Below are 13,792 nucleotides of genomic sequence, written 5' to 3' on the forward strand. Positions count from 1 at the left end.
CGTGCGGCTGGTCAGGGGCGATCCGCGAGGGCCCGACGACCGTCGAGGTCGCTGGCCAGCTCCGCGATGGTCCGGCCGTCGAGCAGGTGACGGATCGGTAGCTGCACACCGAGTTCCCGGGTCAGCCTGCCGCGCAGCCGTGCCGCTAGCACCGAGTCGACGCCGAGGTCGGGTAGCGGCAGGGCGTGGTCGATGTCGTCCGGGGACAGGTGCAACAGGTGGGCGACAATGTCGACGATTCTGCCGGTACTGTCCGGGTACCCCGCTGCCGGAGGTGACGCGGCCACCGTCGCGGTGGCGACGGGGCTCGCCGCGATCCCGCCGGACACCCCGGCCGGGACGAGCCGTGCCGGGCCGGTGTGGACCGCTCGCGCCACCGCGGGCACCGACCGGAACAGCGTGGTGTCGGCGGCGTCCGAGACGGCGAGCCCGTGCAACTCGCCGACCGGTCGGCACTCCTCATCGAGGACGCGTACGTCGCCGACGGTGACCCTTCCGGTCGGGTCGGCGTGCCGGATGCGCGCGTGTACCCACAGTTTCCCGGCGACGGCGTCGGGCACCGTCACCTCCGCCACCTCGATGGCCCTCCCACCGGCCCCGACGACCGAGACACCACCGGGAACGGCGCTGTGCAGCACCCGGACAGCCAGGTCGAGCAGGTCTGCCCTGCTGTGGGGCGTCCCCCCGTCGGCCACCATCCCGAGGGACTCGCCCGACCGCCGTGTCAGGGACACGAACCCGCTGGCCGCCGGGTACGGGACCGGTTCAGCGCACCAGTCGCGGACCTGATCCAGCGGCTCGACGCGGCGTGGCCGCGGCGTGGCCGGCCGCGCTCTGCCCGAGGCGTAGGTGGTCCAGCCCTCGAGTGCGCCCGCGCCACCGCTGGCCACGCTGACCTCGAACCGCCAGCCGTCGGGCTCACGGGACAGCACGGTCCGGGCCTGCAGCGCGCCGGAGCCGTACCGGCCGACGGACGGGACGCGGAGGTTCTCCAGCACGGTGGGGGCGCCCTCGGTGAGTTCGTGAAGTGCCGAATGGACGAGGGACAACCCCACGGCGAGTGGTGTGGCCGGCCCGGTCCACGTCTGGTCCACCGTGAACGTGTCCGGGACCGGCTGCGTCGGCGCGGCCGGTGCCGCCGCTGGCCGTCCGTCCACCCAGTGGCGCCGGCCCTGCCAGGGATAGTGGGGAAGATCGAGGTGCCCGTGGGGCCCGACGACCGACGACCAGTCCACCGCACACCCGTGGACGTGGGCGCCGGCCAGGCCCGTCAGCATGGATTCCCGCTCGTCCTCGTCCTTGACCAGCGACGTGACCACGACGGCGGGTGCCCCCACGGACTCGATGGTGTCCTCCATCGCCCCGGTCAACAGGGGGTGGGCGCTGATCTCGACGAACACCACCGGTCGTCCGTCCGCGAGGGCGTGGCGCATCGCGGAGGCGAAGCGTACCGGCTCCCGCAGGTTGGCCATCCAGTAGTCGGCGTCGAGTTCCGTGCCGGTGACCTCGCGATCGTGCACGGTGGAGTACATGGGCACCGTGCCGGCCCGTGGCCGTAGGTCGGCCAGGGCGGTCAGCAGATCGGAACGCAACGGCTCCACCTGGGGGGAGTGCGAGGCGTAGCGGACCCTCACCTGTCGGCAGTACACGCCCCGCGCCGTCAGCCGCTCCACCACCGCACGCACCGCGTCCGCCCCACCGGCGAGAACGGTGGCGTGGTCGCTGTTGACCACCCCCACGCTCACCAGGTCGGCGACGTCCCTGCAGGCCTCCCGGGCGAGGTCCTCGCCCAGCTGCACGGCCCACATCTCGCCCGGCCCCTCCAAGGTTCGGATCAGGGCGCTGCGCCGACACACCACTGCGGCGCCGTCCCGGACCGTCAACGCACCGGTGACGCACGCGGCGGCGACCTCACCCAGGCTGTGGCCGAGGACGAGATCAGGCCGGAAGCCCCAACTGCGCCACAACGCGGACAACCCGAGCTGGACGGCCCACAGCGCCGGTTGCACGACGTCCTCGGTCAGCAGTGGTCGGGCGTCGGAGAGCAGGTCGATGAGCGACCAGCCGACTTCCGCCCGGATCGCCTCGTCGCATTCGACCATCTGGCGGTGGAAGACCGGATCGGCCAGCAGCCGGCGACCCATGCCGGGCCACTGCGCGCCCTGGCCCGGGTAGACGAACACCACCCGGGGCAGGCCTGGTCCCGCGGTGCCGAGCCGGACGCTGTCCGGCACCTGACCGGCCGCGAAGGCGCGCAGGTCCCGGGCGAGCCGACCGCGGTCCCCGCCGACCACGGCCAGGCGGAGGTCGTGGTGGGTCCGTCGGGTGGCGGCCTGGTACGCGACCTGGGCAGGCTCCACCCGCTCCGGCCCGTCCAGCAGGTCCGCGTACCTTTCGGCCAGGGTGCGCAGCGCACCGGGGTCGCGGGCGGAGAGGGGCAACAGGACCGTGGACGGCGCCGCCGCAGGCGTCACGTCCGCGGTCGTCACCTCGGACAGGACGACGTGGACGTTGGTGGCGGACAGACCGAACGAGCTCACTCCCGCGATGGCCGGACGTCCCGTCTCCGGCCAGGGGCGGGTCGTGGAGGCCAGGGCCAGTGGTGTTCCGGCGGCCAACAGCGGGTGCGGCCGTTCCACGCCCAGGGAGGCCGGGATGGTCCGGTGACGGATCGCCAGAGCGGCCTTGACCAGACCGGCCAGACCGGCGGCGGCCTCGGCGTGACCGATGTTCGACTTGATCGACCCGGTCAGGCAGGGGCGCTCGGCGGGCCGGCCCTCACCGAGGACGGTGTGCAGCGCGGTCAGTTCCACGTCGTCGCCGCGCGGGGTCCCGGCACCGTGGGCTTCGACGTAGTCGACGTCGGCCGGACGCACACCGGCGTCCCGCAGCGCGGCGCGGAGCATGTCCCGCTGCCCGTCCACCCCCGGTGCCAGCATGGTGGCGTTGGTACGCCCGTTGTTGTTCACCCCGGTGCCGATGATCGCCGCGTACACCCGGTCGCCGTCGCGCAGGGCGTGGCTCAACGGTTTGAGGACCACGGTCACGGCCCCCTCGCTGCGGACGTAGCCGTCGGCGGTGCTCTCGCCGAAACAGCTGCGACCGGTGGGGGACAGGATCTCGGATTCGGACAGGCTGAAGTAGAGGTCAGGACCCAGCAGCAGGTTCGCCGAGCTGACGATCGCCTGGACGGTGCGCCCGGACCAGAGATCCTGACAGCCGAGGTGCACGGCGAGCAGGGCGGTGGCGCAGGTCGCCTCGACACCCATGCTGGGCCCGCGCAGGTCGAGCAGGCGGGATATCCGTCCCGAGGGCAGGCCCCACCCGCCGGTGCCGGTCGCCGCGTCCATGTCGAACATGTCCGCGCCACGGACGTTGTCCCAGTAGTCGGCGGCCAGGCAACTGGTGTAGACGCCCGTGGCGGTGCCGGCCAGCCGCTCGGCGGACAGCCCGGCGTCCTCGATCGCCTCCCACGTGGTGCGGAGCATGAGCCGGTGCTGGGGGTCGAGCCGGTCGGCTTCGTGGGGTGACATGCCGAAGAACGGCGCGTCGAACTGGTCGACGTCGGGTAGGAAACCCCCCCAGCGGGTGGAGATACGCCCTGGTACACCAGGAGTGGGGTCGTACCATGCGTCGATGTCGAACCGTTCGGCCGGAATTTCTCCGATAGTGCTTTGATGCGCGACCAGCATTTCCCACAGTTCGGTCACATCGGTTGCACCGGGCAGAGCGCAGCCGATTCCGACAATGGCGACAGGATCGCGGCCATGCGCGGGTGCTTCGTCAGTCATGGTCGTTACCTCCAAATGCTGCGCGGCGGGCGAGCAGGTGAAGCCGGACATTGCGAACTGCTGGCGTGCACCGCGCGCCGGAGACCGACGGCCGGCTTGCCGGAAGGGAAAGATAGCATCCGAAAACCCCTTGATCGCGGCGGCCATCGGAAGACCGGATGGGGCATGAAGAATTTCACTGTTCATTGAATCGCAACAATATGATGATAAGTCCTCTCGGGCGTCGCCACGCCGCCCGTCGTCGATGCGGTGCCGCACTCCACCGAATCCCTCACCCAGGACATCGTTCACCGGGATGAAGCGACCCGCCGGATCGAGCGGACGATTGTCGAGCGCTTCGGCACCACCGGCACCGAATCGGACCGCCACAAGAAAGCTGGCAACGTCCACGCCCGTGCACCCAGCGGTAATCCGCGCCGGGCGGGCACGCATTTCCAGGCCACGGGCGCAGGGCAGGACGTTCGTGCCGACTCGACCAGGTGAGGATCCCGGCCGCTGACGCGCCGCTCGACCCGGCAGTGGTCGGGGTGGCCGACCCACACCATTACGCTGTCGTACTCGAAGACCGGTTTGGTCTCGGGCGCACTCTCACAGCCGCGCGAGCGTGTCTGTGGTCGCGTCTAGCAGGTCGAGTGGAACAGCCCTGCGACGGCGGCGCCAGCGGTGGCGAGGACGTTGTAGATCTGGACTGCCTCCGTGGTCTCGGCCACGTGGACGGTCACCCCGCGCTCCTTGAGTAGCGTCAGGGTGCGCGGGTCGACCTGCAGTTGCAGTTGCATGCCACGCGACAGAACGACGGTCTTGGCGCCCCGAGACAAGAGCTCTTGGATATCGTCGGGCTGGACGCCGGGGCTGTGGCGGGTGCCGGTTTCGGACCAGTCCCAGGGGCGGCCACCCCCGGGGTAGAGCGTGAAGTCCTTGCCAACCCCAAGGTCCTCGACGTCCATTCGACCCCACGAGATCGACAGGACGAGCGGCGAACGAGTTGTTTCACTAGACACGGCATCTCCTCGTCGCAGGGAGCCACGTCGGCCGCGGCACGTACGGGGCTGACGCCGCCGATCGCCCGCTCCACAGTATCAATGGGCGTAGATCCCCATGGTGAACTCGTCTACCGGTTAGCTCGGTGCCCGTCCGGAGGGGTGTCGATAACAGACGCCTTCAGGCGGCCCATATCAAGCGTTCGCAGTGGTGAAAGGCATCGGCCGAGAGGTACTCGTCGACTCCGGGTCAGTTTCTCGCCGAGCAACTGCGCGCTCTCCAGGCACAGGTCCGCGACGAACAGTTGACTGCCGCGGACACTCCTTCCGATAGTGGGGCCCGACCGCAGACTGACGACGGAACTCAAGGTGACGGCTGGTCACTCAACGATGCAGGACGATGGCGGGATCGCCGGCCAGGGTGGAGCCCTCGCACAGGTCCCTGCGGTCCTGCGGTCCTGACCTGGGACAGCGCGGGGCCCCAGGTCAGGGCCGTTGCGGTTGGTGCGGCGTCAGGCCGGCACGTGACCTGCCGTCCAGCACGCCGAGTGGCTGTGGCAGGCGACGTACGCGGCGAGCGCGTCGTGTAGTGCGGCCCGGCGGGCTGTCGAGAGTCCGGCCGCGATGTTGTTGAGCTGGTGGGGGTCGGTGGTCCGGTCGTAGTACTCCCGCTCGCCGTTTGAGTACTCGACGTAGGTGTAGGTCGCTGTCCGTAGGGCCTCGTACGTGACTGGGCTGCCGTTGCGCCGGTCCTGGGCGTCAGGATCGTCGGATGCCTGGTTGGGGCCGCGGTGCTCGATCAGCGCTCCGGTACGCCAGTTCGGTGCCGGGTCGCCCTGGGCGAGGGGGAGCAGGTTGCGCCCGTCGACGTGCGTGCCGACGTCGGCGGCGCCGATACGTTGGAAGGTTGGTGCCAGGTCGATGTTCTGCACGATCTCGGCACGCTGCGAGCCGGGGACGACGCCCGGCCCGGCGACGACGAGCGGTACCCGCACGTCGGTGTCGAAGGCGGTCTGCTTGCCACCGGTCAGCCGGTACTCGCCCATGTGGAAGCCGTTGTCGGAGCTGAACACCACGTAGGTGTTGTCGGCGATGCCGCTGGTGGTGAGTTGGGCGCGCAGGTTGCCGATCAGTCGATCGACGGCCTGCACGGATTGGGCACGCTTGCGGAAGTTCGTGTCCAGGGTGTTCTTTTCCTGCGTGGTCAGCGGGGCGTTGCCAGCCAGCCAGGACGGCGGGTTGGTGGGCAGTCGGTCGTACGCCGCGGTGCGCGGGGCGGTGAGGCCGGGGAAGTCGTCGAGGTCCTGGTTGGCCGGGGTGAACGGGCTGTGCGGGGCGAAGGTCGAGACCTCCAGCAGGAAGGGTGTGTTGGCCGCCGCCGACCGCTGGATGAAGTCTTTACCCTTGCGTGACAGCACGTTGGTCAGATAGTCGGCCGGCTGGTTGCCGTAGTGGACGACAGTGTGGTTCTCGTTGAGGTCGTAGTTGTACTCGGAGTACCCGTTGCCCGCCACGTACCACTCCGACCAGCCGGGTGGGACGTACGGCAGCGACCCTCCCTGGGTGTCCGCCGGCAGGTAGCCGTTGAGGTACTTGCCCAGGAAGCCGGTTCGGTAGCCCTTGCCCTGCAATGCGGTCGCGAAGGTTCGGTCCTCGTTGCCCCGGCCCTTGAAGACCGCGAACCCGCCGTCGGCTCCGCCGTTGGTGAACACGCCGGTGTCGTGGGGGAACTGGCCGGTGAGGATCGACGAGCGGGACGGGCAGCACAGCGAGTCGGTCACCGTGTAGTTGGTGAAGGTGACTCCATCACTCTGCAGTCGCTGTACCTGCGGCAGGTATTGCACGAGGTTCCAGGCGAGGTCGTCGACGAGAACGAAGATGATGTTGGGGGCGGTGGCGGTGGACGCCGGAGTGGGTTCGGCGCCGCGTGCCGGTGTCCAGGCGGCGAGCAGGGTCAGCCCGGCCACGAGGGTGGCGGCGAGGAGGCGTCGGTAGGTGATAGCCATGCCGCCAAGCCTGGCTAAAATTAGTCAGCATCTATTCAACAAGTCGTGATGATCCGGTCAACACCCCGGTAGCCGCACGGCCGCCCCGCAGTGGCCGTCGAGGCGAGTGGGCTCTGCTGAGCACCGCCCGAGGTGACAGGCCGCCCACGGAGCGGTGCCGCCAGTCGCCCAGGGCGAGGGGAAGGCCGCCCGGCTCGCGGGCCCGACGAGCGGCAGTCCGGAAGACGACGGATACTCATTTGATGACTGGACCGGATCTCGACCCCGAACAGTATCCGCCCATCGACCCGCGTGAACCGGTGCCCGACGACGCGGCCGTCCTTCTGCCTGACACGCCGGACGAGTTGCCCGAAGCCCCGGTCGAGCCGATGCCAGACGACGGCGGTAACGCCGGCGGCGTGCGCGAGCCGGCATAGATCCGTCCGCGATCGAGCGCGACACCAGCCCGGCCGCCGATGTCGGCGCCAGCGGCGCTCAAGATGTCGGGGCACCGCCCACCGGATCCGCATACGCCGCCGGCGACCGCGAGCCCGGTTCGGGGGAGCGGATTGGGAGCAAACGGGGTGCCCTGAACGGCCTTGAACCGCACCCAACGACGTCCAACATTCCTCAACCGCACCCGCCCCTGCCAGCCCTTTCAGGCTGGTGACCTCTTCGGATCGCGCCTCGTCCCGGCCGGCGCCGCTCGACTCGGCGACGCCAAAGGCGGCGATCTCCTCAGTCGCTCGGTAGGCCGCGCGCTGATCACCTTGGCGACACGTGAGATCGGTAGACCGCCATAGCGCAGGAGCAGGCGGCAACTCCGAATACCCGCAAGGTTGCGCTGCGGTCGGCCATGGTGATGAGCCCCGACCGCGGCGGGGTGTTCGACGTGCTGAGCTGGCTGGCGCGCCTCGGGCTCGGCGGGCCGGTCGCGGGCGGTAGGCAGTATGTCTCGTGGATTCACGAGACGGACTTCGCCCGCGCAATCCGATTCCTGATCCAACGCGACGACCTCACCGGGGCGGTGAACCTGGCGGCACCCGGCCCGTTGCCACAGCGGGAGTTCATGCGGGAGTTGCGTTCGGCCTGGCGGATGCCGGTTGGCCTGCCGGCCACCAGACGGATGGCTGAGGTTGGCGCGTTCGCGATGCGGTCGGACACCGAACTGCTGCTGACGAGCCGGCGAGTCACCCCGGGGCGGCTCTCTGCTGCCGGATTCACCTTCAGCTATCCGCAGTGGCCGGCCGCGGCCGCGGACCTGGCGTTACGGCGCCGGCGAGGCTAGCAGGACCGCTCGGCGCGCCGTTCATCGTGGCGGTTGCTTCGAGCAGCATCTTTCTGGGCGGAGCGGCAGATCCGAATAGCTCATTCGACTGCTTTGGTGGCGATCTCCGCTGGTGTGAGGGTGGCGTCGATGGAGAACAGCTTGCTCTGAGAGCGGTAATGGTTGAGGGTGACTGCCGCCGCGGGTCGGTAGGACTGCAGGCCTGCGGTGATGCGCTCGGGTGTGTCGTCGTGGCGTTGGACCAGTGTGCCTCCGCAGTGGTCGCAGATGTTGGGGCGCGTGGGGGCGGCGCTCTCGGTGTGCCAGGTTCGGCCGCAGTCGCGGCAGGTGCGACGGCCGACCAGGCGGTGCAGGACCTCGACGTCGGGCAGGACGATGTCGATCGCTCGGTCGATTGGCGCGCCGAGGTTTGACAACAGGGCGTCGAGTGCCGCTGCGGTGATGGCGTGGTTGGGGAGGCCGTCGAGGACGAAGCCAGCGGCGACGTCGGGTTGGGCGAGGCGGTTGCGGATCATCGAGAGGAGCACCTGTTCCGGCACGAGTTCACCAGCGTTCATGTGCTGCAGGGCCTCGAGCGCGGCTGGGGTACTCGCCCGAATCTCGGTTTGGACTATGTCCGCCAGGCTGATGCGGGGAACGCCGAGACGCGCGGCGATGGTGCTGGCGATGGCCTTCCGGTCGGAGCCGGGTGGTCCGAGAACGGCCAGGCGCATCGGCGCAGCATATCGCTGTAGCCCGATGGCCTGTCGCCGGCCGGGTGGCTGCAAGAGGTGGTACTCGACGACGCTCAGCCCCTGCAGGACTACGGCTGTTTTTCCGGAAGACCCCTTCGCGGTGTGCCGTGCTCGGGATGGCGTGGAATCCTCGCCGCGGCCCGAGTGACTGCGCGTGGATGGCCCACGGAAGTGCCGAAGAGCAGGCGCTCGTCGAACGGCTCAACGCCCAGCACGAGTTGGCGCCGCCTGCTCCATCACGCCGTCTCGCCGGGGCCAGGCAGGCCCGCCCCGCCGATGCGATGTTCTTCCTGTACGGCTTCCTCCACGAATGCCCTCAGTATCGGTAGTGGCAGGACAGCGTCGGTCAGCAGGACCTCGGCGCCACCGGCGCTTTCGTCGGCGAACGTGACAGTCACGAGAGCCGGACCCAGCTCGCCGTCCACCAGCTCCGCCAGCTCAAGCGCCGGGCCGTCATGCCGCATAGCGTCGTGGTAGGCCATGACCTGGAACCGCCGACCGCCGTACTCAAGGGACATCGTCACCGGCAGACCTTCGCACGACGGGACGCGCGGCACCGGCGCCGCGCGCTGGGCAGGCCGGGCTCAACGCGTGGTTCCCCCGGTCCCACCCCGGGTGTCCGCCCGGTCGCGGCGAGAAGCGTGTTCCTGGGTCGGCCAGCGTTCGGGCCGGGACGGCGAGATCGGATGGTCGGGTGCGGTGCGGGATTCCCGGATCTCCTACTCTCGACCGCGTGGAGGTCGCTGAGATCCGCAGTTATCCGATCAAGTCGATGCTGGGCGAGGCGGTGCCGGCCGCTGAGGTGGGTGAGCGCGGCTTGCTCGGTGATCGGCTGTGGGCGGTGCGCGACCCGGACGGCAAGTTCGGCAGCGGCAAGAGCACCCGCCGGTTCCGCCGGATGCCGGGCCTGTTCGGGCTTCGGGCGTACGCGGCGACACCGGCTCCGATCGTCGAACTGCCCGACGGTCGTCGTTTCGGGGCCGACGATCCAGACGGGCACCGGGCGGTCGGTGAGGTGCTCGGCCGGACGGTGACGCTTGCCCCGGAGGGCGTTGTCCCGCACCACGATGAAGGCCCGGTCAGCCTCATCACCACAGCCGGGCTGCGCCGTCTGACTGAGCTGAGCGGCGGCGAGCCGCAAGGTACGGGCGTCGACCCGCTGCGGTTCCGGGCCAACCTCCTGATCGATGTGCCCGGCAGTGGCTTCGTTGAGGACGGCTGGCTGGGGCGCCGGCTGCAGGTCGGGCCAGAGGTGGTTCTGCGACCGGTCAGGTCGCTTACCCGCTGCGTGATGATCGACATGGCACAGGATCGTGTCGACGAGCGGAACGACCTGCTCAAGATCCTCGCTGACTACCACGAACTGACCTTCGGGGTTGTAGCCACGGTCGAGCAGCCGGGCCGGGTCGCCGTTGGCGACGTGTGCCTGTGGAACTGACTGGCGCAGAGACCTGCGGTGATGGGGGTGACCTCTTCGGCGTCCCCGAGCAGGTCAGCCGGTTTGCTCCCGGCTGTCAGTCGAGCGGCGTCCGCTCATGGCCGAGATGAGTGCGTTCACGCCGAGCGCCAAGGTAGGCGCCGGCGTCTGCGATACGACGCCGCTTCCAACAGGTGCCGCGTCGCCGCCCGGGCGTGAATATGTCAGTGTGGGGATTCGCCGGACCGAAGTGACGCCGGCTGGTCGATCAGGCCGCCAGTCGGTCGGCGAGCTGCCGCGCCAGGTCGGGGTGGACGACGACCGACAGGTCCAGGGGCCAGCCGCAGGGCGGCCCGGTGCCGCCGCCCGGTGAAAGCCATTGGCCAACATGCGGTTACAGATGTCGGATCGGTCGATGACGCAGCGTGCCGAAAAGGGTTTGATCGAGTTCGATGCCGGGCATCCAGTTTGGAGGTACGCGACATCGAACGCTCGCAACAGCGCCGCCAGCATGGGGCCGAAGCAGCCAAAGACCTCCACCAACTCGCGACACGCAGTGCTGCACTCGACTCCAGCGGGAGATTGTGATGACGACACGCAAGCCCGTCGACCTGGTGTTCGTACACGGGCTGTTTTCGTCGCCCTCGACCTGGCAACCGTTCGTGGACCTCATCCAGGGCGATGCGGAGCTGGCGTCGTTCGTCAGCGTACATACGTTTCGGTACGAGTCGCCGCCCATCAGGGTTCGGATCGACCGCCGCATCGCCGAGGTCGACGACATCGCCGACCGACTGTGGACGTACTACGAGAACGAGTTACGAGACGCCGCGTCGATCGTGTTCGTCACCCATAGCCAAGGTGGCCTCGTCGTGCAGCGACTGCTGGCCCGGCAGGTGTGGCGTGGTCGCGCTGACAAACTCAGCCGGATCAAGAACATTGTGATGTTTGCCTGCCCGAACTCTGGAGCGGAGTTCCTGCTGTCGGTGCGGAGATTCGCGTTCTTCGCCTCAAGAAATCCTCAGGAGCGACAGCTGCGCCCCTTCGATCGGGTCGTTTTGGAGGCACAGGAAACCGTTGTACGGGCGATCGTGCAGGCCCAGGGCGTCAGCAAGACCGAGTGCTTCATCCCGCTCGCCTCATACGGTGGCGTCAGCGATCGGATCGCCCCGCCGATCGTCACGTCGATGCCGTTCCCCGCGAATGGCGTCGTCGACGGTGACCACTTCTCGATCATCAAACCGACAAGCCGGGAGACCTCCCAGTACCGAATCGTCCGGAGGGCACTGCTCGCCGCCGACGAGCCGGAACAGCCGCCTGCGAGTTCCTCGGACACTTCCTCCGAATGGCAGGTGCGGGCGTCGGTCACTCCGCCCTATGGCCGTAGGGACACCCCTTTGCAGGGGCGAGCAACCCTGATGCGATCGATCGAGTCGCCCAATCCGCCACGGAGGGTCCACATACTGGCGGGTCTGGGCGGCTCGGGTAAGAGTCGCCTGGCGTTGGAGATCGCTCATCGGGCGGAGGCGACCGGCTGTCGGGTGTGGTGGGTCCCCGTGACCCGCATCAACTCCTGCATGCGAGAGGTGGCCGTGCGACTGGACGCGCCAGAGGTCGAGATCGAACGCGCCTGGGTGGGTTCGGCAAGCGCGACCGATCTGGTATGGCGCCTGCTCAACAGCCAGGAGGAGCCCTGGCTACTGGTGTTCGACAACGCCGACGATCCCGGGCATCTGGCGCCCTACGACGGGCCGGTGTCGGACGGCAGCGGGTGGCTCAGGGAGCCGACAATCGCCAAGGGCAAGGTCCTGGTGACCAGCCGCGACCGGAACGAATCAACCTGGGGAACGTGGAGCGCAGTGCACCATGTGTCGCCGTTGCAGGAGAGCGACGGCGCGGCTGTCCTGCTGGACCGGCTCCGACCCGAGGTCAGCGGGCGTTCCTTCGAGGAAGCCCGGAAGCTGTCCGCGGTGCTGGGAGGTCTCCCACTGGCGCTCCGCGCGGCAGCCGACTACATCAACGACGTCAACACCAAGAAGATCTGGGGCTCTGACTCCGCTGGCATACGGGATCTGGCCACCTACCGGGCAGAGGCTCGTCGGCGTCTCGAATCAACGACCAATTCGGACAGTGGTGACCTCAACGAATCACTTGGTTTGGAAATGGAGCATGTGTTCGGGCTGTCCCTGGAACTTCTGACGGAACGCGGTGTGACTCTGGCGCCGCGGCTGCTGAAGCTGTTTGCCTGCCTGAACATCGCCCCAATCCCGTATCACGTGCTGCTACGGCAGGACGTGGTGGCAGAGTCGCCGCTCTTTCACGGCTCGAGCCTGAAGCAACGAATCGCGGCGCTCGGCGGCCTGGCCGACCTCGGCCTCGTGGAACCCCATGTGCTGCCGGACGTCAACGACGAGGAACTGGCGCAGGTGCTGTCTCTGCATCCACTCGCTCACGGCGTCCTTCGACAGGACAAGGAGGTCAAGCAGCGACGCCTCGACTACTACGGGCTCAACGTGCAGATGCTCCTGGCGATGACCAAAGGTCTCGATCCGGATTACCCAGAGAGCTGGGTCATGTGGAACGTTCTCGCACCGCACGCGGTCAGTCTCGTGCCGGCCACGCTCCTGCAGGGCACCTGGCCGCAGGACCGACAGGTCACCGCATCGGCGCTGGAACTCGCCCGGCTCACCGCCCGTTACCTCATCGTCACGGGCCTACTGGGACCGGCGCAGGATCTCATCAACTCCCTGATTTCCCAGTGTCACGTGTTTGGTCTTGATCGCGATGACCGCGAGATATTGGCGCTGCGCCACGAGGAGGGCCGGATCGCTCTCGACCGAGGCGAGCCAATGGCCGCGGAGGAGAAGCTCCGGCAGGTGATCGCCGGACGCACCCAGATTCTCGGTGAGGACCACGCTGACACCCTCGCCAGTCGACACAAGTTCGCCAAGGCAATACTCGAGCAGGGCCGCTGGGCGGAGGCAGAGCCACTGCTGCGCTCCATCGTCAATGCGGAGAACTCCGTCCGCGGTCCGGAGCACGCGGACACCATGGTGGTACGGCACAGCCTCGCTCGGGCCATCCTCAACCTGGGTCGCGCCGCCGAGGCGGAGCGGATGATTCGGGAGGTGCTGGACATCCGAAGGCGGATCTGGTCGCCGACCACGCCGGAGACGCTCTTCGTCCGCCGCACACTCGCGAAGAGCCTTGCCGAACAGGGAAAGGACGCCGAGGCCGAGGCCGAGGCGAGGGACGCCATCCGCGAGGCCGGTGACCGTTGGCACGCCCCGGCGGTGATGCACCTGCGATACATCCTGGCGGTCGCCCTCGTCCACCAGGGCAAAGAGGCAGCCGCCATTTCCGACCTGAGCCAGCTCCTCGTTGATCGGATCAAGGCACTGGGGCCGAGCCACCCGGAGACGGAGCGCACTCGGGTGTTGCTGGCCCAGGCAAAGGGCATCCCGCCGGATCAGACGGACGGCTCGTCTCGTCAACCAGGAGCGGCTGCCCGGCAGGCACCCATGCCGAGGACCACCGCGGAGGACTCACCTGTCGTGTTGCCGACAGATCGAAGCGGGGAGGATCGCCGGAACGTATAGC

General features: G+C 68.6%; 11 protein-coding genes. 6 read left to right on the forward strand and 5 right to left on the reverse strand.

Annotation, left to right across the window (positions count from 1 at the left end; genetic code table 11):
- Nucleotides 1-11: 11 nt before the first annotated feature.
- The gene (locus tag AB0B57_RS03580) at nucleotides 12-3,791 is read right to left on the reverse strand and encodes an acyltransferase domain-containing protein (protein ID WP_357064779.1); all 3,780 of its coding nucleotides are present in this window, start codon (nucleotides 3,789-3,791) and stop codon (nucleotides 12-14) included.
- Here AB0B57_RS03580 and AB0B57_RS03585 point away from each other — a divergent pair.
- Together AB0B57_RS03585 and AB0B57_RS03590 are read left to right on the forward strand one after the other, a co-directional pair.
- Complete coding sequence (locus AB0B57_RS03585; protein ID WP_357064981.1) at nucleotides 3,678-3,980, forward strand: hypothetical protein; 303 nt, start codon at nucleotides 3,678-3,680, stop codon at nucleotides 3,978-3,980. The genes AB0B57_RS03580 and AB0B57_RS03585 overlap by 114 nt on opposite strands.
- 60 nt (nucleotides 3,981-4,040) lie before the next feature.
- A complete protein-coding gene (locus AB0B57_RS03590; RefSeq protein WP_357064780.1) occupies nucleotides 4,041-4,274 on the forward strand; it encodes a hypothetical protein in 234 nt (77 codons plus the stop codon).
- 137 nt (nucleotides 4,275-4,411) lie between these two features.
- On the opposite strand, the gene AB0B57_RS03595 is transcribed toward AB0B57_RS03590, so the two are convergent.
- Together AB0B57_RS03595 and AB0B57_RS03600 are read right to left on the reverse strand one after the other, a co-directional pair.
- On the reverse strand, nucleotides 4,412-4,792 hold the full coding sequence (locus AB0B57_RS03595; protein WP_357064782.1) for an Mth938-like domain-containing protein: 381 nt from the start codon (nucleotides 4,790-4,792) through the stop codon (nucleotides 4,412-4,414).
- Nucleotides 4,793-5,283: 491 nt separating this feature from the next.
- Nucleotides 5,284-6,777, reverse strand: coding sequence for a sulfatase (locus AB0B57_RS03600; protein WP_357064784.1), 1,494 nt, complete (start codon nucleotides 6,775-6,777; stop codon nucleotides 5,284-5,286).
- 242 nt (nucleotides 6,778-7,019) lie between these two features.
- Between AB0B57_RS03600 and AB0B57_RS03605 the strand changes: the two genes are divergently transcribed.
- Nucleotides 7,020-7,193 carry a hypothetical protein gene (locus AB0B57_RS03605; protein ID WP_357064785.1) on the forward strand — a complete coding sequence of 58 codons (174 nt, stop codon included), beginning with the start codon at nucleotides 7,020-7,022 and terminating at the stop codon, nucleotides 7,191-7,193.
- Between the two features lie 425 nt (nucleotides 7,194-7,618).
- Entirely contained in the window at nucleotides 7,619-8,044 is a 426-nt protein-coding gene (locus AB0B57_RS03610) for a DUF1731 domain-containing protein (protein WP_357064786.1), read from the forward strand.
- An 80-nt stretch (nucleotides 8,045-8,124) separates the two neighbouring features.
- Here the strand turns inward: AB0B57_RS03610 and AB0B57_RS03615 are convergent, their stop codons facing one another.
- Together AB0B57_RS03615 and AB0B57_RS03620 are read right to left on the reverse strand one after the other, a co-directional pair.
- Nucleotides 8,125-8,757, reverse strand: coding sequence for a nucleoside monophosphate kinase (locus AB0B57_RS03615; protein WP_357064788.1), 633 nt, complete (start codon nucleotides 8,755-8,757; stop codon nucleotides 8,125-8,127).
- A 257-nt stretch (nucleotides 8,758-9,014) separates the two neighbouring features.
- The gene (locus AB0B57_RS03620; protein WP_357064789.1) at nucleotides 9,015-9,302 is read right to left on the reverse strand and encodes a hypothetical protein; all 288 of its coding nucleotides are present in this window, start codon (nucleotides 9,300-9,302) and stop codon (nucleotides 9,015-9,017) included.
- A 209-nt stretch (nucleotides 9,303-9,511) separates the two neighbouring features.
- Between AB0B57_RS03620 and AB0B57_RS03625 the strand changes: the two genes are divergently transcribed.
- Together AB0B57_RS03625 and AB0B57_RS03630 are read left to right on the forward strand one after the other, a co-directional pair.
- Nucleotides 9,512-10,216, forward strand: coding sequence for an MOSC N-terminal beta barrel domain-containing protein (locus AB0B57_RS03625; protein ID WP_357064790.1), 705 nt, complete (start codon nucleotides 9,512-9,514; stop codon nucleotides 10,214-10,216).
- A gap of 566 nt (nucleotides 10,217-10,782) precedes the next feature.
- A complete protein-coding gene (locus AB0B57_RS03630) occupies nucleotides 10,783-13,791 on the forward strand; it encodes an alpha/beta fold hydrolase (RefSeq protein ID WP_357064791.1) in 3,009 nt (1,002 codons plus the stop codon).
- The last annotated feature ends 1 nt before the right edge of the window (nucleotide 13,792 follow it).

Source organism: Micromonospora sp. NPDC049101 (assembly GCF_040648675.1).
Taxonomy (GTDB): Bacteria; Actinomycetota; Actinomycetes; order Mycobacteriales; family Micromonosporaceae; genus Micromonospora.

Bases quoted from the DNA above. Each gene is read 5' to 3' on its own strand.
- AB0B57_RS03585 (WP_357064981.1), top strand. From the start codon at position 3,678: ATGCGCGACCAGCATTTCCCACAGTTCGGTCACATCGGTTGCACCGGG.
- AB0B57_RS03580 (WP_357064779.1), bottom strand. From the start codon at position 3,791: ATGACTGACGAAGCACCCGCGCATGGCCGCGATCCTGTCGCCATTGTC.
- AB0B57_RS03600 (WP_357064784.1), bottom strand. From the start codon at position 6,777: ATGGCTATCACCTACCGACGCCTCCTCGCCGCCACCCTCGTGGCCGGG.
- AB0B57_RS03605 (WP_357064785.1), top strand. From the start codon at position 7,020: ATGACTGGACCGGATCTCGACCCCGAACAGTATCCGCCCATCGACCCG.
- AB0B57_RS03610 (WP_357064786.1), top strand. From the start codon at position 7,619: ATGAGCCCCGACCGCGGCGGGGTGTTCGACGTGCTGAGCTGGCTGGCG.
- AB0B57_RS03615 (WP_357064788.1), bottom strand. From the start codon at position 8,757: ATGCGCCTGGCCGTTCTCGGACCACCCGGCTCCGACCGGAAGGCCATC.
- AB0B57_RS03630 (WP_357064791.1), top strand. From the start codon at position 10,783: ATGACGACACGCAAGCCCGTCGACCTGGTGTTCGTACACGGGCTGTTT.